Annotated in this window: 22 protein-coding genes; 6 read left to right on the top strand and 16 right to left on the bottom strand. The window is 58.1% G+C overall.

Annotated elements, in window-relative coordinates; all coding sequences use genetic code 11:
• From RMR13_RS13370 to RMR13_RS13355, 4 genes are all read left to right on the top strand, one after another.
• The coding region (locus RMR13_RS13370; RefSeq protein WP_310601125.1) for a calcium-binding protein at positions 1–1,253 on the top strand (1,253 nt) is incomplete at its 5' end.
• A 53-nt stretch (positions 1,254–1,306) separates the two neighbouring features.
• Entirely contained in the window at positions 1,307–3,457 is a 2,151-nt protein-coding gene (locus tag RMR13_RS13365; RefSeq protein ID WP_310601124.1) for a type I secretion system permease/ATPase, read from the top strand.
• Positions 3,454–4,797: an HlyD family type I secretion periplasmic adaptor subunit gene (locus RMR13_RS13360; RefSeq protein WP_310601123.1), complete on the top strand. Its 1,344-nt coding sequence runs from the start codon at positions 3,454–3,456 to the stop codon at positions 4,795–4,797. Before RMR13_RS13365 ends, RMR13_RS13360 begins: the two co-directional genes overlap by 4 nt.
• Complete coding sequence (locus RMR13_RS13355) at positions 4,787–6,235, top strand: TolC family protein (protein WP_310601122.1); 1,449 nt, start codon at positions 4,787–4,789, stop codon at positions 6,233–6,235. Before RMR13_RS13360 ends, RMR13_RS13355 begins: the two co-directional genes overlap by 11 nt.
• Before the next feature lie 220 nt (positions 6,236–6,455).
• Here the strand turns inward: RMR13_RS13355 and RMR13_RS13350 are convergent, their stop codons facing one another.
• The 14 genes from RMR13_RS13350 to RMR13_RS13285 form a co-directional block, all read right to left on the bottom strand.
• Positions 6,456–6,965 carry a hypothetical protein gene (locus RMR13_RS13350; RefSeq protein ID WP_310601121.1) on the bottom strand — a complete coding sequence of 170 codons (510 nt, stop codon included), beginning with the start codon at positions 6,963–6,965 and terminating at the stop codon, positions 6,456–6,458.
• Entirely contained in the window at positions 6,962–7,804 is an 843-nt protein-coding gene (locus tag RMR13_RS13345; RefSeq protein ID WP_310601120.1) for a pirin family protein, read from the bottom strand. The genes RMR13_RS13350 and RMR13_RS13345 overlap by 4 nt, the downstream gene beginning before the upstream one ends.
• A gap of 213 nt (positions 7,805–8,017) precedes the next feature.
• Positions 8,018–8,881 (bottom strand): 4Fe-4S binding protein, encoded by an 864-nt coding sequence (locus RMR13_RS13340; protein ID WP_310601119.1) that lies wholly within the window; start codon positions 8,879–8,881, stop codon positions 8,018–8,020.
• On the bottom strand, positions 8,878–9,468 hold the full coding sequence (locus tag RMR13_RS13335) for a 4Fe-4S dicluster domain-containing protein (protein WP_310601118.1): 591 nt from the start codon (positions 9,466–9,468) through the stop codon (positions 8,878–8,880). The genes RMR13_RS13340 and RMR13_RS13335 overlap by 4 nt, the downstream gene beginning before the upstream one ends.
• Positions 9,465–9,734, bottom strand: coding sequence for a chaperone NapD (locus RMR13_RS13330; protein ID WP_310601117.1), 270 nt, complete (start codon positions 9,732–9,734; stop codon positions 9,465–9,467). Before RMR13_RS13330 ends, RMR13_RS13335 begins: the two co-directional genes overlap by 4 nt.
• A gap of 39 nt (positions 9,735–9,773) precedes the next feature.
• A complete protein-coding gene (locus RMR13_RS13325) occupies positions 9,774–12,164 on the bottom strand; it encodes a nitrate reductase (protein WP_310601116.1) in 2,391 nt (796 codons plus the stop codon).
• Between the two features lie 94 nt (positions 12,165–12,258).
• Complete coding sequence (locus RMR13_RS13320; RefSeq protein WP_310601115.1) at positions 12,259–12,639, bottom strand: multiheme C-type cytochrome; 381 nt, start codon at positions 12,637–12,639, stop codon at positions 12,259–12,261.
• A 255-nt stretch (positions 12,640–12,894) separates the two neighbouring features.
• A complete protein-coding gene (locus RMR13_RS13315; RefSeq protein WP_310601114.1) occupies positions 12,895–13,458 on the bottom strand; it encodes a hypothetical protein in 564 nt (187 codons plus the stop codon).
• Positions 13,439–13,780: a P-II family nitrogen regulator gene (locus tag RMR13_RS13310; RefSeq protein ID WP_310601113.1), complete on the bottom strand. Its 342-nt coding sequence runs from the start codon at positions 13,778–13,780 to the stop codon at positions 13,439–13,441. Before RMR13_RS13310 ends, RMR13_RS13315 begins: the two co-directional genes overlap by 20 nt.
• A gap of 29 nt (positions 13,781–13,809) precedes the next feature.
• A complete protein-coding gene (locus RMR13_RS13305) occupies positions 13,810–16,938 on the bottom strand; it encodes a CusA/CzcA family heavy metal efflux RND transporter (protein ID WP_310601112.1) in 3,129 nt (1,042 codons plus the stop codon).
• 10 nt (positions 16,939–16,948) lie between these two features.
• Entirely contained in the window at positions 16,949–18,199 is a 1,251-nt protein-coding gene (locus tag RMR13_RS13300) for an efflux RND transporter periplasmic adaptor subunit (RefSeq protein WP_310601111.1), read from the bottom strand.
• Entirely contained in the window at positions 18,196–19,425 is a 1,230-nt protein-coding gene (locus RMR13_RS13295; protein ID WP_310601110.1) for a TolC family protein, read from the bottom strand. Before RMR13_RS13295 ends, RMR13_RS13300 begins: the two co-directional genes overlap by 4 nt.
• A gap of 523 nt (positions 19,426–19,948) precedes the next feature.
• Positions 19,949–21,310, bottom strand: coding sequence for a sigma-54 dependent transcriptional regulator (locus tag RMR13_RS13290; protein ID WP_310601109.1), 1,362 nt, complete (start codon positions 21,308–21,310; stop codon positions 19,949–19,951).
• A complete protein-coding gene (locus RMR13_RS13285; RefSeq protein ID WP_310601108.1) occupies positions 21,307–23,187 on the bottom strand; it encodes an ATP-binding protein in 1,881 nt (626 codons plus the stop codon). The genes RMR13_RS13290 and RMR13_RS13285 overlap by 4 nt, the downstream gene beginning before the upstream one ends.
• A gap of 229 nt (positions 23,188–23,416) precedes the next feature.
• Here RMR13_RS13285 and RMR13_RS13280 point away from each other — a divergent pair, with 229 nt between their 5' ends.
• Both RMR13_RS13280 and RMR13_RS13275 read left to right on the top strand, forming a co-directional pair.
• The gene (locus tag RMR13_RS13280; RefSeq protein ID WP_310601107.1) at positions 23,417–23,821 is read left to right on the top strand and encodes a hypothetical protein; all 405 of its coding nucleotides are present in this window, start codon (positions 23,417–23,419) and stop codon (positions 23,819–23,821) included.
• A gap of 179 nt (positions 23,822–24,000) precedes the next feature.
• Complete coding sequence (locus RMR13_RS13275; protein ID WP_310601106.1) at positions 24,001–24,483, top strand: YcxB family protein; 483 nt, start codon at positions 24,001–24,003, stop codon at positions 24,481–24,483.
• A gap of 399 nt (positions 24,484–24,882) precedes the next feature.
• Here the strand turns inward: RMR13_RS13275 and RMR13_RS13270 are convergent, their stop codons facing one another.
• Positions 24,883–25,398, bottom strand: coding sequence for a hypothetical protein (locus tag RMR13_RS13270; protein WP_310601105.1), 516 nt, complete (start codon positions 25,396–25,398; stop codon positions 24,883–24,885).
• A 22-nt stretch (positions 25,399–25,420) separates the two neighbouring features.
• Positions 25,421–25,966 carry a hypothetical protein gene (locus RMR13_RS13265; RefSeq protein WP_310601104.1) on the bottom strand — a complete coding sequence of 182 codons (546 nt, stop codon included), beginning with the start codon at positions 25,964–25,966 and terminating at the stop codon, positions 25,421–25,423.
• Positions 25,967–26,191: the final 225 nt, after the last annotated feature.

The raw sequence follows: 26,191 nt of genomic DNA, 5'->3' as shown, positions 1-26,191 counted from the left end.
TAGCCGATCTGCGTCTGGAGCAATCGGGCAGCTACGACCTGGTGGTAAAAATCAACGATGACGGTGGTCAGCTGACCCTGAAGGACTGGTTCTACAACCCGGTGTACCGCGTCGGCACTTTCGAGTTTGCCGACGGCACGGTATTGACCTGGCAGGAGTTGCTCAACCGTCTTCCTGTGTGGGGCGGTTCGGGTAACGACTCTCTTATGGGCAACAACAACGTCGACGATACTTTGTGGGGTTTGGAGGGCAACGATACTCTGGACGGCGGAACGGGTAACGACACATTGATTGGCGGAGCCGGAGACGATACGCTCAGGGGCAGCGACGGCAACGACACCTTGGAAGGTGGCACCGGGAACGACAACCTGGGTGGCGGTGACGGCAACGATGTGTTGATCGGTGGAGCGGGTAACGACACGTTGTACGGCGGTTCGGGTGACGACCGTTTTGTGTTCAACTTGGGGGATGGTCAGGACATCATCCAATTCGATACCAGTGGCGGAGTGGATACGCTTGCTTTTGGCGAGGGTATCGAATTGAACGACATCCGTCTTGTTCGTTCGGGAGCCAATCTTCTGGTGCAGGTTGGTGAGGATGGCGATCAGGTTACCTTGACCGATTGGTACCGCGGTTATAGCGAAAGTTACCGTGTTGACAAGTTCAGTTTTGCTGACGGCACGGTATTGACCTGGCAGGAGTTGCACAGTCGCCTTCCCGTGCAGGGTAGTTCGGGCGATGAGTACGTTGGTGGCAACAACGGTATCAACGATATTTTGTGGGGTCTGGAGGGCAACGATACCTTGGACGGCGGCACCGGCAACGACGTATTGGACGGCGGCGTCGGTGACGACACCTTGAACGGTGGTACCGGCAATGACACCTACCTCTTTGGCCGAGGCTACGGCAGCGACACCATCATCGAGAACGACGCGACCGCCGGCAATACGGACGTGGCCCGGTTTCTGGCGGATATCACCGAGGACCAGTTGTGGTTTGCGCGAGTGGGCAACAATTTGGAAGTAAGCGTGATCGGCACCACGGATACACTCAACATTCGCAACTGGTATGCCGGTTCCCAGTATCATGTCGAGCAGTTCCAAACCGCCAACAACAAGGTGCTGCTCAATTCCCAGGTGGATGCCCTGGTGAGCGCCATGGCCTCCTTCACGCCTCCGGCCTCCGGCCAGACCACGCTGCCGCCTGAACACCAGGCAGCCCTGGCCCCGGTCCTTGCCGCCAACTGGCAATAAACATCCTCTTTACCGCCCGGCCGGGCGGTCTCTTTTCCTTTCCCGCATATTCCATGGATACCGGACTTATTTCCCTGCTGATGATGGCCAGCCTGCATGGCATTGTTGCGGACGAGGCCCGTCTTCGGCACGAATTCGGCGACGCGCCCTTTACCGTCGACCAACTGTTGCTGGCGGCCAAATCCCTGGGCATGAGCGCCAAGCTGGTGCGCCAGCCCACGGACCGTTTGGAGCGCGCGCCCCTGCCCGCCATCGCCTTGGACAAGGAGGGCGGCTTCTTCATCCTGGCCCGCTACGGCCACGCGGCCAACGCCGTTCCCTCTGCCTCGCCCGATGATGCCGCCACCAAGGTCCTGGTGCAAAAACCGGGTGAGCCGCCCGCCGTGCTCGCCCTGCAGGATTTCCTGGACCGTTGGTCCGGCCAACTGGTTTTCCTGACCTCCAAGGCCAGCTTTGCCGGCGACATGGCCAAATTCGACTTCACCTGGTTCATTCCGGCGGTGGTGAAGTACCGGCGGCTTCTGGGGGAAGTGTTGCTCATTTCGTTCGTGCTGCAGCTCATCGGCCTGGTGACGCCGATGTTCTTTCAGGTGGTGATGGACAAGGTCCTGGTCAACCATGCCATGAAAACCCTCAATGTCATCGCCATCGGCCTGGTCTGCGCCATCCTGTTCGAGGCCCTGCTCACCGGCATCCGTACCTATGTGTTCGCCCACACCAGCAGCAAGATCGATGTCGAACTCGGAGCCCGGCTGTTCAAGCATTTGATGCATCTGCCGCTGGCCTATTTCCAGGCCCGGCGGGTCGGCGACTCGGTGGCGCGGATCCGGGAACTGGAAAACATCCGCTCCTTTCTCACCGGCAATGCCCTGACCCTGGTGCTGGATCTGATGTTTTCCTTCATCTTTCTCGCGGTGATGCTGTGGTACTCCGCCTGGCTGACCCTGATCGTCGCCATCTCGATCCCGGTGTACATCCTCCTGTCCCTGCTGTTCACCCCGATCCTGCGAGCCCGCTTGAACGAGAAATTCAACCGTGGCGCCGAGAATCAATCCTTTTTGGTGGAATCGCTCTCGGGGATCGACACCGTGAAGGCCATGGCGGTGGAGCCGCGCTGGCAGCAGCAGTGGGAGAAACAGTTGGCCGCGTATGTGGCGGCCGGTCTCTCCACCACCAATATCGGCATGGTGGCCAGCGGGAGCGTGACCCTGGTCAGCAAACTGGTGACCGCGGCGATCATGTGGATGGGCGCAACCCTGGTGGTCGAAGGCAAATTGACCGTGGGCGAGCTGGTGGCGTTCAACATGCTCGCCGGCCAGGTGGCCTCGCCCATCCTGCGCCTGGCCCAGTTATGGAACGATTTCCAGCAGGTCGGCATCTCGATGAGCCGCCTGGGCGATATCCTCAATGCCCGCACCGAGGTGGTGGGAGAGAAGACCCGCATCCCCCAGATTGCCGGGGCCATCGAGTTCGACCAGGCCGCCTTCCGCTATCGCCCCGATACCCCGGATGTGATCCGCGGCGTCAGCCTTACGGTCGCCCCCGGCGAGGTGATCGGCATTGTCGGCCGTTCCGGCTCGGGGAAAAGCACCCTGACCAAGCTGGTGCAACGCCTGTATGTGCCCGACCGAGGCAGGGTCCTGATCGACGGCCAGGATATCGCCATCGTCGACACGGTGTCGCTGCGTCACCAAATCGGGGTGGTTTTGCAGGAAAACACCCTGTTCAACCGTTCGGTGCGGGACAATATCGCCTTGAGCCATCCGGCAGCGCCGATCGAGGCGGTGATCAACGCGGCCAAGCTGGCCGGCGCCCACGAATTTATCTGCGAGCTGCCGGAAGGGTACGACACCGTGGTGGGGGAGAACGGCACCGGGCTTTCGGGCGGCCAGCGGCAACGGGTGGCCATTGCCCGGGCCCTGCTCACCAATCCTCGGATCCTGATTCTGGACGAAGCCACCAGTGCCCTGGATTACGAATCAGAGAAAATCATCCAGGACAACATGCGGAGAATTTGCTCCGGCCGCACGGTGCTGATCATTGCCCATCGGCTTTCCTCGGTCCGGGAAGCCAACCGGATCGTGGTGCTCGAGCGCGGCCAGATCGCAGAGGTCGGCAGCCATGGGGAACTGCTCGATAATGCCCAGGGCATCTATGCCCACCTCTGGCGCCTGCAGATGGGCGGCCCCCAGGAGGCGCCATGAGCATGCGCCATCGTCTCGCGGCCTGGGGCGAGTTGCTGCGGCGGTATCGCACGGTGTTCCGGTTCTACTGGAAGGAACGCAATGCCATGCCGAGTGGCCTGTTCAACGAACAGGAAGCGGCGTTCTTGCCGGCGGCGCTCGCGCTCCAGGAACAGCCGGTTTCTCCAGTGGCCCGGATCACCGGCCGGGTCTTGATGACCCTGGTGGCCGTTCTTCTGGCCTGGTCGATTTTGGGCAAAGTCGACATCGTGGTCAATGCCGCCGGCAAAATCATCCCCAGCGGCCGTACCAAGACCGTGGCCTCGGTCGATGTGGCCAGTGTTCGCGCCCTGCATGTGCGGGAAGGGCAAAGCGTGAAGGCCGGGGACTTGCTGATCGAACTGGACACCTCGGTGCTGGAGGCCGACCGCGACAAGGCCAGGGGCGATGCCATGGTCGCGAGCTTGCTGGCGGCCCGGTCCCTGGCCATGATTACCGCGGTCGACACGCTCAAGCCGCCCCGGCTGGCCCGAATCGAGGACGTGCCGGAAGAACAGTGGCTGGCGGCCCAGCGGCATCTGATGGAGCAGTATCGTGATTTCCAGGCTAAGTTGGCCCGGATCGACGGGGAGATCCGGCGCTATGGCCAGGCGCTGCCCCTGGTGACCAAACGGGCGCGCGACTTCAAGGAGCTGGCCGCGCAGCACGATGTCTCCACCCATGCCTGGCTGGAACAGGAACAGGCCCGGATCGATCTGGAAGGACAACTGGCCTCGGTCCGCAATCAGCGCGCCGAACTGATCGCCCAAACCCGGAAAGAGGCGCACGACGCCCTGACCGAGGGCGACAGGATGGCCCATGGTTCGACCCAGGACGCCTTGCGGGCCGAAGCGCACCGCCGCCTGCTCAAATTGACCGCCCCGGTGGATGGCACGGTGCAGCAGCTGGCGGTGCATACGGTGGGCGGGGTGGTGCCGGCGGCCCAGCAGATCATGCTGGTGGTCCCCAAGGAAGATAAGGTCGAGATCGAGGCGTTTATCGAGAACAAGGATATCGGTTTCATCCAGCTCGGCCAACAGGCCGCGGTGAAGATCGACGCGTTCGAATACACCAAGTACGGCACGATTCTCGGCAGGGTGAGCCATGTGTCCCACGATGCCATCGAGGATGAGAAGAAGGGCTTGATCTATGCGGTGAAGGTGCTACTCGACCGGTCGACCCTCAAGGTCGATGGCAAGGAGATGCCGTTGAATCCGGGCATGTCGGTCAATGTCGAGATCAAGACCGGTGACCGCCGGGTGATCGAATATGTGCTTTCTCCCATCCTGCGCCATCAACGGGAGAGCCTCAATGAACGCTGAACGGCTTGCCGGGCTGCTGTTTTGCGCGCTGATCCTGGGGCATCCCCAGAATGTCCATGCCGAGGTATTGGCATCGGTACGGGAACTTGCCACCCCGTTTCAGGACCCGCTCCTGACTGCGCCGGATGAACTGGCTGCGGGCGTGGCCTTGCCCGGCGACGGCCAGCCCGCGAGCTGTCCGGCATCCAAGGATTTTTCGACCCCGCTGGCCCTGGCCGAGGCGATCGATCTGGCCCTGTGCAACAATGCCCAAATCAAGGCGGCCTGGGCCGACATCAAGATGCAGGCCGCCAATGCCGGCGTTGCCCGCAGTGCCTATCTCCCCACCTTGTCCGGCAGTGCCAGTTACCGGGAAGACACCACCCGCTACCCGGATGCGCGCATAAAAACCCAAAGAATCGACAACTATCCGCTCAACGCGAGCTTTGCCTGGCGCCTGTTCGATTTTGGCGGTCGGGGCGCCAACCACGATGCCGCCATGCTGAACCTGGTCGCCGCGCTCGCCTACCACAATGCGGTCCTGCAGAAAACACTGGCCACCGTGGTGCAGGATTATTTTAACGCTCAGGTTGCCCTGGCGGTCTGGCAGGCGAAGAAGTTGAACGAGGAGATCGCCAACAACACCCTGGAGGCGGCCAAACGGCGCGAGGCCAAGGGCGCGGGGACCAGTGGTGACACGCTCCAGGCCACCACCGCCTTGGCCAGGGCGACCCTGGAAAAAAACCGTTCCGAAGGCGGGTACCGGAAGGCGATGTCGGTGCTGCTCTATGGGATTGGCATTGCGCCGCAAACCAAGATGACGCTGGCCAGTGACCTGGATGCGCCATCCGGCCGGGCGGCGCAGGATCTGGAGGCGTGGATCCGGGAGGCGAAAAAACGTCATCCGGCCATTGTGGCGGCGCGCTCCCAGCTTGCATCGGCCCGGCATCAGGTTGCCGCGACCCGTTCGGAGGGTTTGCCCACGCTTGATTTTACGGCCGGTTATTACGATAACGGCCGGTTGGAGCAAAGCTCCACCGAGACGCGCACCCAGGAATCGGTGGTGGCGCTCACGCTTACTTTTCCCCTGTTCGAAGGGTTTTCCCGCACCTACAAGGTGCGGGCATCCGAGGCCCAGGTGGAACAAAAAGCCGCCGAATTGCACGACACGGAGCATCAAATCCTGATGGAGATGGTCAAGGCGCACGCCGATGCGGTTGCCGCCCTGCACAATCTCGACGCCTCGGCACGGCTGGTGGAAGCCGCCCAGGAGGCATTGCGGGCTTCGCAACGGAAGTATGACAAAGGCGCGGCCGATATCCTGGAGATCCTCAACACCCAGGCCGCCTTTGCCGACGCCCAGCAAGAACGGATCCGCAGCCTGGCGGAATGGCGCTCCGCCCGCCTACGAATGCTCGCCAGCGCCGGACTCATGAGCAGGAGTGAGGTCGCGCAATGAGACATTTTGCGCATAGGCCAACCTGCTACACCAACCGTTCCATGGGCGTCAGTTGAACTGGTCCCCTCAGGACGCTTTCACAGGGCACCCGAGCCTCAACCCTCCCGGTCTCCTGATGCTCCCTCCAGCATTCCTATCAATTCTGCCTTGTATAAATCTTGTTCGTCATCCATCGTTGGTCGTGAGGACGAGTGGCGCCTGATTGTCGCCGAAATCCATTTTAATGCGTTGTAATTTGGGCTTTGTATAAGATTTCATCAGGATAGATTTCCAAGGAACTTCCGGTCTGTAACGGGAATTTTTTGGGCAGTTGGGTCAGAATCACCCCGAACACCGCATCGTCTTCTATGTGTTCCACCTCCAGGTCCAGATAGCCGCCATCGGCGCGGACATACTCGCCGGTCCCTATGCGGAAAAAGACCCGAATAGTGATCACATCGCCAATATTGAGATGTTGGAGATCGACTCCAGGGTAATCGGGAAATTTGCTGGGGTAGTAGTCCGGCACCTTGGCATTTTCCCTGCTGAAGACGTGGTAGCCGTTTTTCATGATCTCTTTGAAAAAAGGTAACTTGTCGTTTTGAGAGGGGAATTTCAAAATGTTTTTTTTCATTGCGTTGGGATTCGCGTTGATTTGATACGCTTGCCCGATATTTGGAAAAAGGGCGGAAACCATTTCGGAGAGCTTATTTTCAGGGGCATACCATTCCGAGCAGTTGCGCACTGTCACGCATGCTTGATGAAAGTTCCCTCGTCCAGTTCGATAAAGGCTGTGCGAAGTTCCTCCGCGGTGTTCATGACAATTGGGCCACCCCATTCCACAGGTTCGCGTAGAGGCTTTCCAGTTGCCAGCACAAAACGGGCTCCGGCTTCCGATGCGGTGACGGAAAACGAATCGCCGTTGGCGCAAAGAACGGCCCTTTTGGGGCCGAGGAGTTGTTCTGTGCCCTCAACACGGCATTCTCCCGAAAAAGTGTAGATGAAAAGAGTCTTTTCCGGGTCGGTGGGCAGATTCCAAGTCTGGCCAGGTCTGACCGTCACATCAAGAAAGGTGATATGTGTGTAATCGCTTTTGGCCGCTCCGGGAGTTCCCTTGTACGCCCCGGCGACCACCAGAATATCGGCGGATGCCTCACACAGCATCGGGATCTGGCTTGCGGTAATATCCCGGTAAGCGGGGCTGACCATTTTTTTCACACGCGGCAGATTAATCCACAGTTGCAGGCCGAACATGTGCGGGGACGCTTTCGGCATTTCCTGATGCAGGATACCACTGCCCGCCGTCATCCACTGGCAGCATCCGCTGTGGATAACGCCTTTGTTTCCTAAACTGTCTTCGTGCTCAATGGTGCCTTCCACCAGATATGTGAGAGTTTCTATGCCCCGATGAGGGTGCATGGGGAAGCCTCTTGTGTAGTCGTCCGGATTGGTGGAGTCAAACGCATCGAGCATGAGGAAGGGATCAAAGGCCTTGACCGTTCCGTTGCTGAGCACACGCGTGAGTTTGACGCCAGCTCCGTCCATCCCCGGCCTGCCAGTGATGATGTCTTGCACAGTACGCAGAGCCATAATATGTACTCCTCAGCGGAAGCTGGAACGACCGTTTCCCAATTGGCTAGAGAGCGGCGCGGAAATTGTCCTCCACGGCGTATTTTTTAACGATTAAACACTAGAGCAGTTGAGGTGATTTTGCAACGAGGCATTTTTTTGTATTAAAGTCATGGGGGGAACCGTGGAGTTGCATAAAAAGGAGATGTCCGTCCGGGTAGGGACGGCTTCCCATCAGTCTTTGTCGATCTCATTCGACAAAAGGATAATCGAGGTTCGCCAGGTGAATTGCAGCGCCCGCTCCGGGCAGCTCTCGATGCAGGTGCCGCAATTCCAGCAATAGGCAGTCCGGGTTTCGCCCAACTCGGGTTGCAGGCCCAGGGGGCAGTTCTGGGCGCAACGAGCGCATCCGGTACATTGGTCCGGCCGATGCGCAACCACCAGACGCCGTTTCGCCCCGACCAGGGCCAGCAGTGCCCCCAGTGGGCAAAAATAGCGGCAATAGAATCGGCGCGTCAGCAGTTCCAACATCATTATCCCCACGACCAAGATGCCTTCCCAGGCAAGCCGATGGGAATAGACGGCCAGCATCAACTCCCTGCCCACCAGTCCGGGGGGAGAGAGAAAGACAAAGAGCGGCGCGCCGAGAATAAGGGAAAGCAGCAGCTCGCCGACCAGCGCATACCAAAGCAGCCTTTTGCCGAGCACCAGCCGGTCGTGGAATCGTTTTTTCCGCATGATCCCCGCCCGCAGCATTGCAATCGCTTCCGCCAGGAAGCTGATGGGGCAAACCCAGGAACAAAAGACCCGCCCCAGCAGGGCCGCAAGCACCAAGGGCGCCAACATGCCGATCAGCACCGGCACGTAGATTTGTCGGCTGACCAGTATGCTTTCCAAACCTTCCAACGGGGAAATCAGGCGCAATTCGCCGATGCCCAGGGATTGGTACCAACCCTGGATAAAGGTGATGCCCGCATAATAATTGAGCAGGGGCGTGAGGATGAGCAGGAGGAAGGCCGCGGCCAGGAGACAGCGGCGCACGGTCCGTAGGGATCGGCCGCTGCTTTTGGGTGGAGATGCGGGCGCGGCATCCTTCATGCGGTACCACCCGTGGCCGGCGGTTCGATATTGATCGCCTTGGTCTGATCCTGGGCGGTGATCGGGCAGGCATGGGTACAGAGCCCACAACCGGTGCAGGCTTCCCGGACGACGATCGGCATCAGCTCCTGCAAGACAATGGCCTTGCCCTTGAAGGGGCAGACATCGTAACAGGTCCGGCACAGGGCCAGGCCGGACCATGCGCCGCAGGTGAATTTGTTGATTACCGCGGTCCCCATGCGGGTTGCTTCCTGCGATACCGGCAGCAGGCTTCCGGTGGGGCACACCCGGACGCAGAGCATGCAGAGGTAGCAGGGGATGTCCGCCACCGCGATCAATGGCGTGCCCGCATGGACGCCATGGCGGATGTCGAGCAGTTCGATGCAGTGATACGGACAGCTTTCCACGCAGCGGCCGCAACGGATGCACTTGCCGACAAAGACCTCTTCGGTCACCGCGCCCGGCGGCCGGAGATGGTTGGTCCGCACCGGAGAACGAAACAAACCGGCCTGCACTTCGTGCAGGCCGGCGGTCAGGGAGGCGGTGGACAACGCCCCCAGCAGTTTGAGAAAGGAACGTCGCTTCAAGGGGTTGTCCCGGAATCAAGGCCCTCGCCGTCGATAACGTCTTCCATGTTGAGATAGGTGATGCCGGCGTGAAGGACCAGGGGGCAGGCATTGACCGTTTTCAGCAACCGTTCCATTTCCTCGCTGGTGCGGGTGTCGAACACCGCCACGATATTGCCCCGGCCATCCGCTCCATGCACCTCCACTCCGGCGCAGGTGGCGAGAAACTGCCGGGTCTGGTGCAGATCTTCTGGCCGGGTGGTGATGACGACTCCGCTGATGGGCATGTGTGGGCCTCCGTGAGGGGGTTCGCCGTCAAGACGGCTTCAACTGACAAGGAAGGGCGTCAGCGGTTGCGGGCCGGAGACCCGTTTGATCTTGACGGCGCAGATCTTGAACTCGGGCTCCTTGGAGCCGGGGTCGTAATCGTCCTTGGTGACCTTGTTGATCATGCGGTTGGCCTCCTGGTCGTGCCAGTAGGCAAAGACCGTCCCCTCGATTGGACCTTCGTACACTTTGGCCGGGAGGGTATTGGTGCCCCGCCGCGAGGTGATCTCGATCATGTCTCCGGGCTTGATGCCGAGCTTTTCCGCATCCTTGGGATTGATCTCGACAAAGGCATAGGGATTGGCGCGCAGCAACTCCGGGATGCGGCCGGTCATCGACATGGTGTGCCAGTGGTCGATGATGCGGCCGGTGGACAGGTAAAACGGATACTCGGCGTCGGGAATTTCGGAGGGATCGGCCTGGGGACGCAGCCAGATCCACAGTTTGCGGTCCTCATGGGCCGGCCCGTAGAACTGGTAGGGCAGATCGTTTTTCGACTCGCTGTCGGCCATGGGGTCCATGCCCTTGACGAATTTTTTCACCGTGCCGCCGGTCAGGGCGAATTCCTCGGTCGCCGCCGGCCACTGCACCCCGTCCGCCATCCTGGCCAAAACCGCATAGCTGGCGCCTCGCAGATCGTTGTCCCGGCCCTTGGTCAGTTTTTGGGTGTATTCGTTCCAGATGGCCTGGGGCAGGGCAAAGTCTTCTTCCAGTCCTTCAAAGGGCTTGATGCACTGGGCAATGACGGGGTCGTTCAATTTGGCGGCCAGCCGCTTGGCCCATTCCCGGGCCATCCATACCTCGGGCTTGGCCTCTCCCGGGGCATTGACCGCCTTGCGGGTCAGCTGCGACCGCCGCTCGGTGCAGCCGTACACCCCGGTTTTTTCGAAGTGGAAGGCCGTGGGCAGGATCAGGTGGGCAAACTCCGTGGTCCGGGTCTTGAAGATATCGGAGCAGATGGTGAAACAGTCGTCCGAAGCCAGGCCTTTGTTGTAGAGGTTGCAGTTGGGCAGGCTTTGCGCGGGGCTGGTGCAGTTGATCCAGATCGCCTTGATCTTGCCCTCGTTGATGCCGGTAAACATGCTCATGGTGTGCATGCCCGGTTCCGCGGGGATGCGGCCCAGCGGGACGCCCCAGGCCTCTTCCACCTGATTGCGCATCTTCTCCTTTTCCACCGGCCGGTGGCCCGGCAGAATGTGGCACAGTCCTCCGGCTTCGCGCACCCCGCCGCAGGCGTTGGGCTGGCCGGTCAGCGAGAGCGAATCCGCGCCTTCCTTCATCAGCTGGCCGGTCAGGATGTGGAGGTTGTGGATGAGGTTGTTGGCCCAAACGCCCTGTTTGCGCTGGTTGATGCCCATGCACCACAGGCTCACCGTGCCTTTGGAGGTGGCAAACCATCGGGCAACCTGGCGGATATCCTCGGCGGTGATGTTGTTGCCGCAGGTCTTGGCGGCCGCCTCCGGGGTATAGGGGGCAACGAATTTGGCGAACTCCTCGAAGCTGGCATTCTGCCCCTCCTTGCCCTGCTTGAAGGCGACATAGTTGGCGAGGAATGCCTGATCGTGGAGTTTCTCCTCGATGATCACGTTGGCCATGGCATTGAGCAGGGAAAGGTCGGTGCCCGGCTTGAACTGCAGGTGTTTATCGGCGATGCGCGAGGTTTGGGAAACGCGCGGGTCGGCATTGATGACCTTCACCTCGGGGTTGTCGAGCTTGCGCCGCATGATGCGGCGGAACAGCACCGGATGGGCCTCGGCGGTGTTGGAGCCGATGATGAAGAAACAGTGGGCCTTTTCCAGGTCGGAATAGCCGCCGATGGGCTCGTCCGCGCCGAAAGAGCTCAGATAGCCGCCCACGGCGCTGGCCATGCACAATCGGGGATTGCCTTCGACATTGTTGGTCTGCAGGCCCCCGCGCATGATCTTCTGGAAAAGATAGGTTTCCTCGGTCAGGCATTGGCCGGAACCGTAATAGGCCACGGAATTGGCGCCGTTCTGTTTGATCGCGTCGGCAAAACGGCTGGCAGCGATATCCAGGGCCTTGTCCCAGCTGATCTCCTTGAAGGGGTCCGACTTTTTGGCCCGGTACAGAGGTTTTTTCAACCGATCCTTGTGGCCGATGCATTTCCAGAAATTCATGCCCTTCATGCAGAGATAGCCGTAATTGGTGCGGGAATCGGCCACCCCGCGCAGGGCAAAGGGCACCCCGTCCTTCACCCCCAGCTCCACTCGGCAACCCACGCCGCACAGGCGGCAGGTGCCCCGGTGCCACGCTTCGGCATCCTTGGCATGGGCGAGCTGTTGCTCCTGGAGGGGAAGTTGCACGCCCACGAAAGAGGCGGCGGAAAGGGCGGCGGTCATTTTGAGAAAGTCGCGTCGTGTCTGAGCCATGATGATATCTCCTTATGCAAGCCGGCTTGGGGTCGCCCGCGCCTGAAGTCGTTCCAGCGGCAGGGACTTGCGAGTCGGCAATGAGTTGAGCTGGTTATTTCTTCGCCTTGAAGGTGTGGGGAACATGACATTGCCAGCAAGGCTTGTCCTGCGGACATTTTTTCAGCATGTTTTCATGGCAGGCGGCACAATCCTGACGGGTGGGCGTCACCCGGAAGTTCTCGAAGGTGCCGTGGCACTGGTAGCATTTGACCATGGCCAGGCCGTGGCGCGAGGCAAACCACTCCTCATGCACCTTTGGGGTGGCCTCGGCATGACATTGGGCACAGTCGATGTACTGCTCCTGTTTGGACAATTCCGGGTGGACCTGTTTGACCGGGGCGGTGGATTTGGCCGATTTGGCCGGGCCCGACCAGACCAGGCACGGAGACAGCGCGATCAGTAACACGGCCAACAGCCCACAATATTTTCCCATGATATTCTCTTTCACTTTTCCCTCCTGTGATGATCGTTGGCGCCAAAAGACGTATGGGCAACACATGAATGAAAAGAGAAGTGCAACATCCATTCCAAAGAGAAAATATCGATTTTTCAATGAGATATCTTGTTGTCAGGTGAAGAGTGTTACCGGACGGTAGCGATTTGGCCTTCGGCGTGTTACCGTACGGTCCCCATTTGGGTCTGGGAATAATGGAACGCAGTATTGCTTCATCCGGCAATGGTCAAGGCATCAGATGCCATGGGGCTCGTTGTGAAATTGCAGGCGAACCTGGCTGCCTTGAGGAGCGGCCAGGGGAAGCCGGGTGCTGAAGGAAGAGGTCAAGGTGCCCCGGTTGGGAAGGATCTGTGGATCGCATTCCGCGATGGTTTGCTCAAGGACCTTGCCTTCGCTGTTGCGCAAGGTCACATCGACATGCCCTTTAACGATGCCCCGCCCCCCAACGGCTTTGCGCCGTACCTCGCCATCGATCAAAATCCCTTCCGCGCTTTGCCTGGCAGCGGCCTGGATGATCGACGCGTTGGAATGGGAGAGAATGTCCACCTGCAATCCATCCGCGTTTGAAGAGTGCGTCGATGCGGCCGAGCAGACGGTAGCGGCAAGAAAAACAGCAGCGGCGGCGACAAGTGCGTGCAAGGATGTGAACTGGAACATGGTATCACCTCGTTCTTTCATGGTTGGGAAAAGTTGGTTGGTTGTTGTTGGTTGACATGCGCTCCGGTTGGGATCGATGCCGCGATCGGAAGGCGGGAAGCCGCGATTTCTCCATGTGCGATCATGCCGCAGGTTCTCCACGTTCCCCGGTGCTGATACGGATTGCGTTCTCGACAGGGAAAACATAAATCTTTCCGTCGCCACGTAGTCCTGTCCTCGCCGTATGGGCAATGGTCGAGACAATCGTTTCCACCAACTGGTCCTGGCAGACGATTTCTATTTGGACGAGCGGAATGAAATCGACCACATGATCGGTGATTTTGTCGGGAGCATTGCGCGCTCTGCCTCGGCCGAATCCGAGCATGTTGTGGACGCTCATGCCGGTGAGGCCATCGATTTTCTGCAAGGCGAGCGTCACTTCGGCAAGTTTGTGTCTTTTGATATACGCCTTGATTGCCTTCATGGCTTATCTCTCCAATTTTTGGTCATTCTTTATTGAACGGCAGGAGCGTTCGCCGGGGGCGTTTCTCTTTCCACCTCCACGGCAAACCACTTGTATATTGCCGGAATCACGAGCAAGGTCAGCAGGGTCGAGGTGACCAGGCCGCCAATGACCACCGTTGCCAGCGGCCGTTGCACTTCGCTCCCGGTGCCGGAGGAAAAGAGCAGGGGGATGAGTCCGAGACAGGAGCACAGCGCGGTCATCAGCACCGGGCGCAAGCGCAGGCAGGCCCCTTTGATCGAGGCCTCGTCGAGCGGCATGCCGTTTCTCACCAACTGGTTGAGGCAGGTGACAAGCACCATGCCGTTGGCCAGGGCGATGCCGAAGAGCGCGATGAATCCGACTGAAGCCGGAACCGATAGATTCTGGCCCGACAGCCACAAACCGACCACGCCTCCCACCAACCCCAGGGGAATGTTCAACAGGATCAGGACCGTGTTCTTGACGGAGTGGAAGGTGCCGAAGAGGAGCAGCGAGACGATGAGGATCGTCACCGGCACCACCACCGCCAAACGCCGGTTGGCCTCCTGCTGCAATTCGAATTGCCCGCCCCAGCCGGTGCTGTATCCGGGAGGAAGCTGGACCTTGGCGGCGATGGCCGCCTGGGCCTCCTGGACGAACGAACCCATGTCGCGGCCGCGCACGTTGCACTGCACCGTGATGAAGCGCTGGTTGTTCTCGCGCGTCACCTGGCGGGGACCGACGATTTCCTCGATCTGGGCCAGTTCCTCCAACGGCACGGTGAGGCCGCCGGGGCTGCGCACCACGATGCGGCGGATGGCCTCGACGCTTTGCCTGCTTTCCGGCGCATAGCTGACCAGAATATCGAACCGCCGGACATCTTCGAAAATCTGGCCCGCCTTTTCCCCGCCGACCGCGGTGCGGATGGTGTTCTGGACGTCCGCCACGTTGACCCCGTACCGGGCCAGAGCCTGGTGTTTCATCGCGATGCGCACCTGCGGCGTTCCCGTGGTCTGGTCTTTTTGCACGTCGGCCGCCCCGGCAATCGAGCGGATAACCTGCTCGACTTCGGCCGCCTTTTGCTTGAGCACCTCGGCGTCGGTCCCAAAAATTTTGATCGCCAGTTCTGCCTTGGTGCCGGTCAGCAGTTCGTCCACCGCCCCGGCAATCGGCTGGGTGAAGTTGAACTGCACCCCGGGAAAATCTTCAAAAGCCTCGCTCATTGCCGCGTAGAGTTCCTCCGGCGTTTTGGCCGTGATCCACTCCTGTTGCGGTTTCAGGCCGACAAAGGATTCGGAGCTGTTCACGGGATCGGCATGGGCTCCGACCTCGCCCCGGCCGATCCGGGAAACCACCCGCACCACCTCGGGGAATTTGGCCATGAGTTCGGTCTCGAATCTCGCGATGGTATCCCGCGCCTCCTCGAGCGAGATGGATGGCGCCATGGTGGCGCGCACCAGGAGGTCGCCTTCGTTCAGCCGGGGAACGAATTCCGAACCCAACCGTGGGTACAGCATTGCCCCGAGGGCGAAAATTCCCACGGCCAGGGCAATGGCCAGATGGCGGCGCCGGACAAAGAAGCGCACCATCGGCGCATAGGCGTGCATGCACAGGCGGATCGCCAGCGGCTCGCGCGCCTTTTCGGCAGCCTCCGCCTTTTTGGGGCGGCGCATGAACAGATGGGCGGCCACCGGGGCGAGAAAAATCGCAAAGAGCAGCGAGCCCGACATGGCGATGGCCAAGGTGGTCGCCAGGGGCCGGAAGGTTTTGCCTTCCACGCCCTGCAGGGTGAAGAGCGGCAGGAAGACAATGACGATGATGAGGATGGAAAAGAAGATGGGACGCCCCACCTCGGCGCAGGCCCGCATCACGAGGTGCGATCGCGGCTCTGTCGGATCGGCCTCGCGCAGCATGCGATCCACATTCTCCACCATCACGATGGTGCCATCCACCAGCATGCCGATGGCAATGGCCAGACCGCCCATCGACATGAGGTTTGCCGATATATCGAACAGATACATCAGGATGAAGGTGAAAAGGATCGAAAACGGGATCGAAAGGGCCACCACCAGGCTGGGGCGCACGCCGCCAAGGAACAGGAGAATGACCAGGCTGACCAGGACAACGCCTTCCAGGAGCGCGTCGGTGACCGTCTTGATGCATTTCGCCACCAGGGTGGCCTGGTCGTAGTAGGGCACGACCTTGATTCCCGGAGGCAGCATCTTGTTGATCTCCGCAAGGCGCTGCTTGGTCTTGGCAATCACCTCCGAGGTGTTGGTGCCGATCAGTTTCAGCACCATGCCCACCACCGCCTCGCCCTGGCCGTCCCGGGTGGCGAGACCTTGGCGGAGCTCGCCGCCGATCTCCACCTGGGCCACCTGATGGAGGTAGACCGGCGTTCCGTCCACGGTTTTCAGCACGATGTTGCGCAGGTCGTCGATGTCCTGGGCCAGGCCGACCGAACGAACCAGATATTGTTCGCCGTTCTTGACGATGTATTGGGCGCCCACATTGGCGTTGTTGCTCTTGATGGCGCCGGTCACCTCGTCCAGCGACAGCTTGTAGCGCAGCAGATCGGCGGGGCGGATCTGGACCTGGTACTGCTTGACCTCCCCGCCCAGCGACAACACCTCGGTGATGCCGGGCACGGTTTGCAGGTTGAACTTGATCAGCCAGTCCTGGATTTCCCGCAATTCCTGCGGGCTGCGCGTGCCGGTTTCGTCCTCGACGAAATAGAAGAGAATCTGGCCCAGGCCGGTGGAGATCGGCCCCATTTCCGGTTCGCCGAAACCTTCGGGAATTTCCTCCCTGGCCGCCTGCAACCGTTCGCCGACCAGTTGGCGCGCGAAATAGATGTCGGTGCCATCCTCGAAGTAGATATTGGTCACCGAGAGCCCGAAGTTCGACACGGAGCGGATTTCGCGCAGGTTGGGAAGCCCGTTCATGGCGACTTCCACCGGATAGGTGACATACTTTTCCACTTCTTCGGGGGCCAATCCTTCCGTCTCGGCAAAGACCTGCACCAGCACCGGGGTGACATCGGGAAAGGCGTCCACCGGCAAACGCCGGTAGCTCATGTATCCGGCCGCAAGCACCAGCAGGCCCAGCACGCTCACCAGCAATCGGTTGCGGAGAACGAATTGAAAAATCCTGTTCATGGTCTCTCCCTTAGTGCGCGTGTCCGTCGCCAAAGGCGCCCTTGGCAAGCTGCGCCTTGAGGGTGAACGTGCCGGCAACGGCATAGCCGGTTCCGGCGGAAAGGCCGGAGACGATCTCCACATGGGTCGCATTGGCCCGCCCGATTTGCACCGGACTTGCCTCGAAACCTTCAGGGGTTGCGACGAAGATCACGGTCTTCTCCTCCACGGTTTGGAGCGCTGTTTTCGGCACCACCAGCGGCATCTCCTCGCCGTCGCCGACCACCATCCGGGCGGTCACGAACATGCCCGAGCGCCACAGCCCCGCGGGGTTGGGCAAGATCGTCCGGGCCAGGGCGGTCCGGGTGGCCTCGTTCACCACCGGCGCGACATAGGCGATGGTGGCCTCGACATCGGGCTCGTCCTGGCCGGTGGCGACGAAGATCGCCTGCCCCGGGCGGATATGGCGCAGATCCTTGGGGTAGACGTTGAAATTGACCCAAACGGTGCCGAGGTCCGCGATCATGAACGCATCGGCGTCCTCTTTCAGGGCCTCGCCCAGGGTGATGTGCTTCTCGATGATCGAGCCGTCGAACGGGGCGACGATCTCAAAGCGGGTGAAGGACGGGTCGGCCTGGCGCTTGGACAGAAGGCGGATGTGTTCGTCCGTCAGGCCGAGCGAGAGCAGCTTTTGCCTGGCCGTGCGCGCGGCGATGTCGGATTCGGCGACCGCTTGCCTGGCATCGAGATAATCCTGTTCCGCCGATATTTTCTTTTGCCAGAGCCGCTCTTCCCGGACAAACTTCGCCCGGGCCAGGGCCAATCTTTCGCTGGCCGCAAGATATTCGGCCTGGGCGTCGGCCAGTTCCCGGCTATCGATCACGGCCAGGACCTCGCCCTGGCGGACGACATCCCCCACGCTCTTCCGCACCTCGCGGACAATGCCGGACAACCTCGGGACAACGTGGGCCAGGCGATCGTTGTTGATGCTCACCTCGCCTTGCAACTCAAGATAGTCGTGCAACTTGCCCGGACCGGCCTGCGCCACCTGGATGCCAAACCGTTGCTGCTCTTCCGCGGAAAGATGGATCGCATCGTCCTCCGCCTCCTCGCCCTCCTGTTCCGCGCGGGGCGATGCTGGCTGCGACGCGGCGGCATCGGGCGTTTTTCCCGTTTCCTGTCCGTAGGCCGTGGTTACCTTCGGCACGTCGAACAGGAGGCCGGTTGCGATGCAGAACAGCAGGCCGGTTCCCAGGCCTATCAGCAATGTCGGTCGTTTCATGAGCGTGCGCCTTTGGGATGTGGACGTGCGGCGGCGGATATTTCTGCCAGCGGGGTCGCGATCAACCGTTCGACCTCCACGACCGCCTTGTGATAGTTGGATAACGACGCGATGTAACTTTCCTTGGCCATGAACAGGGTCCGCTGCGCATCCAGCAATTCCAGAAAGTCGAACTTGCCTTCCCGAAAACCTTCCTCGGTGTCCGCGAAAACCTTTTGGGCGGCGGGAACGATGTCGTCCTGCAGGCTTTTCGATTCGGCATAGGAGGAGGCCAGCATCCGATAGGCCTCGCTCAGGGTTGCCGCGGCTTTGGTGCGGGAGCTGCGCGATTCCTCGCGCGCCTTGATCCGCCGGTGTTCGGCCTCGGCAATATTGCCCTGGTTGCGGTCGAAGAGGGGCAGGGGAACGGAGATGCCGACCAGCAGGGCGGAATCGTTGGTGTCGGCGTAATACTGCATCCCACCGCTGATCGTGACATCGGGAATTCGCTTGGCCTTTTCCATGGCCAGCACGGCGTCGCGCTGTTCCTTTTCCTTGACCCAGCGGGCAATGTCGGGGTTGCGGTCCAGGTAGGCGTTCAAAGCCTCGGTCGACGGAATGGGGGCAAGCGTCTCCAGCTTGCCGCTCACCTGGTCAAAGCTGACGGCTTCAAGCCCCATACTTGCCGCCAGCCGACTGCGCGCCGCGGCCAGTTCGTTTTGGGCCCGGGTCAATTGAATGCGGGTTTCCGAGAGCGCGACCCCGGCCTTGGTCCCTTCCAGCGGCGACACCTTGCCCGCCTGTACGCGCTCCAGCACGGTGTCGCGGGCACGTTCGGCTAGCCGGACCAATTCTGTCGTCAAGCCGACTTTCTCCTGGCCGGTCAACACATCGAGGAAATTCCGGTTGGCCTCGGCCAGGACATCGAGCTTCTTGCTTTCGATGTCCCAATCGGCCAGCTCTTTTTCCACGGCTGCCAAATGGGTGCGCTTGGAACGTTTCCCTCCCAATTCGACGAGCTGCCCCAGTTGGACCAAAGAGGTGGAGCCGTTCAAGCCGCTGTACACCCCGGAGCCGCCGAAATCGGACAGTTCGTAGCTCAGCTCGGGATTGGGCCGCAAACCCGCCTGCAGCATCCTTGCCTCGCCGATTTTGCTGTCCCAGGATATGGCGGCCAGCTCCGGGCTGCCCATCAGGGTTTGGGCCAGGGCTCTGTCGAGGGTGAGCATCCCCTCGATTGGCTGCATTGTCGCCGAGGCTCGGTCGGGTTTTGGGGCGTCGAGGGAGTGTGCCGGTAACGGGGCTTGCTCTGCCGGAACTGGCTTGGGCGGCCAGATCGTTGCCGGCGGGCGCTTTGCTCCGGCGCAACCGCTCAGGGCCACGGCAAGGCATATCCCCTGGATGAACTGTTTGTGCATGGCTGCGTTTGGCTTGGGTATTGTTCGGAATCGGCCTGCTGAAGTCCATGAACCTCAAGAGCAAGCGCGATGGTTTCGCTTCCCTTAGCGCAAGCAGCGTGCCATTTTGCAGGCCGCTGGCGGGCAAAAGCGAGCCCGGCGTAAAACGAAGTGAAATCAATGAACAAATAGCCTGATGCCAACCGGCCGGATGCGCTGCTTGTCCTTGTGGATGGGGGCATGAACCATCCCGGCCCAACAGCCGGAAGCGGTGCGGCAAGGGAAGTGAAAGGATCTTTCAATGGATGGAAAGAAAATTTCAGTCAAAGGAGAAGGGGCCGGCGGGTGGCGCCGGTTTGGAGATCCGGTGTGTTCAATTGCCTTCTTCCAACCGGTAATCGTGAATTTTTTTTCTCAGCGTGGGTCTGCTTATTCCCAGGATGGCGCAGGCCTCGCCAAAATTCCATCGGGTGAATCGCAAGACCCTGTCGATGTGGGTTCGCTCCAATTCCTCGAGGCTGATCAATGCATCGGTTCCGTCTTGCCGCAAGCCGTCTTTTTTGGGGGCGGCATGTTTATCGATTCTCCAGTTCTCGTCGAGCTCCAAGGTGTCGTTGGTTGAAATAATCAGCCCTCGATGGAGCACGTTTTGCAACTCCCGAATATTCCCCGGCCAATCGTAAGCCTGAAATGCGGATAAATATGTGTTGGGAATCCGGCGTACCCGCTTGTGCATTTCCTGGTTCAGGCGATGTAAAAAATATTCCGTCAGGGGAACGATGTCTTCTTTCCGCTCGCGCAGGGGCGGGATTTGAATGGAGAAGACCTGCAGGCGAAAATAGAGGTCCTCGCGAAAGGTTTTATCCTGCACCATTTCGTTTAAATCCCGATTCGTCGCGGCAACGACCCTGGCCTGGAGGGGAACGGTCTGGACTCCGCCCACCCGCTGGATTTCCCGCTCTTGCAAAACGCGCAGCAGCTTGGCCTGGAATTCCAGGGGCAACTCGCCGATTTCGTCCAGAAACACGGTCCCGCGGCCGGCATATTCCAATTTGCCGATCTTGCGCTGCACCGCCCCGGTAAACGCCCCTTTTTCATGGCCGAACAGTTCGCTTTCCAGGAGCGTGCCCACAATGGCCGCGCAGTTGATGGCAATAAATGGCTCTTCCGGGCACGAGGCGTGGTGAATGGTCCGGGCGACCAATTCCTTGCCGGTTCCGGTTTCCCCCTCGATCAATACATTCGTTTGGCTCGACGCCACCTGGGCAATGGCCTTGATCACTGCCAGCATGCGGGCGCTGCGGCCTATCAGTTGATCCGGCTTGTACGATTCCGAAATGACATGGCACAGCCTGGTCATGCGCTCCTGTTGCTGCCGCTGGACCAGGATTTTTTCCAGCAGCAGATCGAGCGCATCCAGGTCGATGGGCTTGTAGAGATAGTCGGCCGCCCCGAGTCGGATCGCCTTGAGAGTGGCATCGGTATCGTGGAAGGCGGTGATCATGATGACATCGCCGCCAAGCTTATCTTCCTTGGCCCTGGCCAGCACTTCCGGGCCGTCGAGATCGGGCAGCTGCACGTCCATGAGCACCATGTCGGGATCCGTGCCTTGCCAAAGTTTCAAACCCTCGATCCCGGCATTGGCCACCTCGACCCCGTAGCCCTTGCCCTTGAAATACAGTTCGAGGGTGCGGGCCAATGAGGGATCGTCGTCAATAACCAGTATTTTTTTCATAGGCCTTCTCGTTCCATGGGAAAAGCCAGGAGAAAGGTCGTTCCTCCGCCTTCGAGGCTTGTCACCTGAAGCATGCCGCCATGGGCGTCCATGATTTTTTTGACAATGCTCAGCCCCAGCCCCGTGCCTTTCTGTTTGGTGGTGAAAAAGGGTTGAAAGATGGTTTGCAGATGGCGGGACGGAATGCCTGCGCCATGATCAGTGATGGTGAGGGTGGCAAAATCCGCTTCCTCGATCCGGGATTTGCCGAGGACGAGCTCGATGGATTCGCCGGCGGCGCTTGCTTCCACCGCATTTTTGAGAATATTGCCGAGCACCTGCTCGATTTTGACCGGGTCGACCTTCACGTCGGGGACATCGGGCGCATACTCCCGATGGACGTGGACATGACGGGAAGACAGGGTTTCCCGCAAGGTCGCCAACGATTTCTCGCATAGTTCGGCCAGGGAAACCGAGGCAATCGCAAAGGTCAGCGGTCGACTGTAATTCAAGAGATCGCTGAACATGCGGTCGAGCTGCGAGACTTGGTTGAGGGCGATTTCGTAATGTTCGCGCAGCGACGAGCCCTGGAGCAGCGAGCGGCCAATGATCTGGATATTCAGCTTGATCGAGGTGAGGGGGTTGCGCATTTCATGGGCCACGCTGGCGACCAACTCGCCGATAGCAGCCATCTTTTCGGATTGCACCAGTTGGGCCTGGGCCGTCTTGAGCTCGTTGTACGCTTTTTGCAGGGATTCTTCCTTGCGCTGCAGGGCGGAAACGGAGAGGGATAATTGTTGCGCCATATTGTTGAAATTCGATGCCAATATTCCAATTTCATCGTCGCCGGCGCAGCTCACGCGCTGTTCCAGCTCGCCTTCGGCCATGCGTTGGGAGGCTTCGGCCATCGCGACAATGGGGCTGACCACCCGTCTGCTGATGATATAGGCCATAAGCAGACAGATAGCCATGACCAGGGCGCTGGCCGCCAGGATGATCGTCCTGATCCATTGCAACGGCCACAGGGTCTCCTCCAGGGTCATCTCCGTCAGCATCACCCATTCATACGCCGGGAGCCAGAGAAAGGCGCCCATGACTTTTTTCCCCGCATAGTTTTCGTAGACCGCGGTGCCGGTTTTGCCCAGAAGGGCCTGCTCGACACCGTATGTTTTTATCTTTTGCGAAGCAATCTCCGTGCTGCTCAAGAAGCGCGACTGTGAAATCATCTGGCCGTTTTTATCGACCAAATAAGCGTCGCCTGTTTGCCCGAGCCCGACGAGGTCGGTCATCACGGGATCGATCGTCAGCGAGAGATTTAACGTGGCTACAATAAAGGCAACGGTTTTGCCTTGCTCCGAACGAACCCGGACCGCGATGTCCATTACCCAGTTTTTTCGGTCATCGGGGTAAATCTGGCCAAAAGCGGTTTCTTGATTGTCGTGCAGGCGATCCAGCACCGATTCGCGCTTGAAATCGGGGGGCGGGCCAGTTTCCTTGTGGGGCGAAGCCGCGAGGATCTCCCGTGCGGGCGAAACAATGAAAACGCTTTTGTATGCCGGCGGGCGCGTCTTGGTGGAGTCGGTGGCTCTGTTCAGCAGGGCAAGGTAGTTATGGGAAGATTGTTTTATGTCCGTCAGCCAGCAGGCATCCGCGCAGACCTCGCGAAGGGCGGGCAGCTTCGCCAGCAGGCGAATGTCGTCCAGACGCTCGCGGACCCACGCATCCACGTGCTTGGCGTGATCCTCGGCAATGGTCATCAGGTGTTGTCCCCCGGAAGCGGTCAGGGCACGCTGCGCGAGGAGATAGGTCACATAGCCGGTTATCCCGACCGGCGTGAGGGCAAGCAGGATCATGAAGGCAAAAAAACGATGGGAAAGTTTTTTCCTGATAACGTGCATGGAAAACCTCTTGCTCTGGGAAACCAGGCCTGTCCTCTCGGGACAATGTGACGCTGTTTTCCAAAAAATGAAACAAAGAGCATGCCAACATAGAGGCTTGCTCGATTTTATTTTTGTGCGGACGGGCGGTTGCCGCATGGAAGTGGAGAAGGAAGGAGGGAAAAAGGATGCGCCTGGACACTCTGTATCGAAAGCGGCATAATCGAAGGTGAATAAAGGTTCTTAGAACATGATCAACCGATTTCAACATGAAGAGGAGTTGCATGGCATAATGGTAGAAAAAGCAGCAATTGCCATTGCTATCATCGTATTCATACTTCCAATAGTACTCACCTTGCAGGAAGGGTATAATAAAATTGCAAAAATTGGATTTATTATCGCGATTATAGGTTATGTGTGTATAGTATACATTTGTCCATATATGCTGACTAAGGTCATTGTATATGAGCTTGAGGATATAAAAAAAGAAATTTACTTAAATGATAGAGAAATGTTAAAAAATGTATATATGACAATTTATAGATTTGGATTTATTTTTTTGATAATTGGGTCAACAAATATATTTGTTGGAGCAACAATCCAGCTGTTCGAAAAAAGAAAAAATATTTTCCCATTTATTTACCGTAATGATTGATTGATTAATACATTAAGTTTAATGTTTTATTTTTATATTCGAGAATGTGTAAAAAATAATGAACAAATTATTTTTTTCGTTATTGTAATTGTGGTTAGTGTAATAAAATAATGCCAGGTTGATATCTTTTCAAGATTAATTTCAGTTGTGAAAAATTAAAATTTAAGTTAGGTCATCAGATGATATCCGGCACGATAACCATATCTGACGTCTTAGAAGCTCAAAGGCTCCATCGCTCAACTGCGGTACGTTGGTGCTATGCTATTTCAGGCATAACGGCACTAATCGGTGCACTAGCCTACTTCCATTTTGACCAGGAAATCGGCTTTGTGTCGAGTTGTGCCGGTATTGGCGGAACACTCGGAGAATTCATCTACTCAAGGACCTATATCCCTTGGAAGGTTCGCCGCATCTATAAGCAGCAAAAGGACTTCGCTTCTCCATTCACCTACACCTGGAACTCCGAGTTTATTGAAGCTCAAGGTATCTGTGGGCAATCTAAACGTGCATGGAAGAATTATGCGAAATTCAAGGAGAATGAAAACATTTTCCTCCTCTATCACGCTGACAATATTTTCGAAATGTTGCCCAAAAACTGGTTCGGAAATGAAGGCCAACTTGACGAATTTAGGCGTTTTGCAAGCCGATCGAATGAAGTCTGACAATCCGGTTCAGTGGATTGTCGGCTCGCTGCACTGTCCGCCCGTCGCGGACTTTTCATGTCAGCGACATCGGTTCAAATTCGGTTGGTATCTCGGTACGCCTCTGACGTCCTGAAATTACACCCGGGCGACCGGTTCAACTCCCGGTTCTGAAAAGTCGCAAATTAGCCAGAAACAGCCTGTATCGAGAACATGCAAGTTCTGCACGTTCAAAAACAAACGGCCACCTAGCTGCAGTGAGCTAAGTGGCCGTAATCTTTTGGTACCCGGAACGAGAATCGAACTCGTACAGCCAAAGGCCGAGGGATTTTAAGTGTATTGAATTTCACCGGTTAACTTCTTGGAAAAGTTATATTTCTCTTTTTTAAAAACGTAATTTGTTCCATTTTTGTTCCACTATTATTGTAGGGCAAGTCCGAGAAGATTACCTGGTATGTGCCCGCTGATGCTCCGTTGAGTCGCCCATTCAATGGTTTTGAGGTCTTTGGCTGCTTCGGTACAAAGAAACTTTGGATCAGGTATTTTTCCAATCCTGCCAAGATCAAGCCGGTCTGCATCGAAACAGGTTTGAATCGTTCTGTCCACATGAGTCTTTGCCTTTGTGTGGAGGCTGCATGCGGTGAAAAGAAGATCGAACTCTTCGTCACTAAGGTCGTAGTACTTTCCTCTCCACGACTCCGCCAGCAGAGCCCCTCGTGGACCATGCTCAGGGTCAATGTTTTCGTTCAACCGACGACTATCATGAAACACGGCAAAAAGTTGTACTACTTTTTTGTTGGCGCCAGTTGCTTCGGCAAGATGGATTCCGTTTTCCCAGACTCGGGCTAGATGGCTGAGGCCGTGAATACCTTGCCAGTTGATTTGGAATTGATCTCTTATGGCACGCACAAGATCCTTTGAAACTATCCCCAGCATTGTCACACCCAACTCGTTGATATTACTGCTTTCTGCGACTCTTCTTGAGCACAATAGCCTCTAGTTGTGCCAGCCGTTTCTCCAGTATCTGAAATCGATCGTTCTCCGAATTTAGCTTCCGTGCTCCGCTCACTTTCATTGTTCTGTGCAGGGCTGTAATCACCCCGGTGAGGGCATCGTTATGTCCCGCTTCTGAGTTAAGGAGTTCGAGTGTCATCTGGATGGTCCCCGCAATATTCCTTCCTTGCAATTCACTACTTGTATCGGTGGCAGGCGTCATTACGTCTTTTTGGCCTGGCAACACTGCCTTCGCCTCTACTGGGGTCGGTCTGGGTTCTTCCTGAACTCGGCGCCCTAAGACCAACATTTCCTCATACAACATACCAAAGTGATCGGCAATTTTAAGCCGGATCTCTTCGGCCGCTGGCTTTCTCCCCTTGATCACCGCATTGAGATAGCCCCGGTCTATGTTCTGGGCCAGGGCAAGACGCACCTGTGCGCCTCTTCCCTCTTGTTGGAGTAAGAAATTTAAGGCGGCTCGGAACTGCTCAGCGATTGGGTTATTCATGTCGCAAACAATAGAGCATTTGCTCAATAATTAAAAGCCAAGAATGCATCTGGGGCGAAAGTGTGAGGGGGTTGCAAAATCTTAGGTATTGGCATTTGGTTGAAATCTCATGGCGCGAGCTTCATTTTGCTCGTTTTTTTGAACCCATAGCGCAATCGCGTTTAAGGAAACCGTTGCCATGAAATCCTTCTGCTGCAATGCTTGTCATCGAATTCAACCAGTCAA

The organism is Desulfobulbus sp., from assembly GCF_031547805.1.
Lineage (GTDB): Bacteria > Desulfobacterota > Desulfobulbia > Desulfobulbales > Desulfobulbaceae > Desulfobulbus.
The sequence above is the reverse complement of the archived record's forward strand: the minus strand, read 5'-3'. Positions and strand labels throughout refer to the sequence as shown.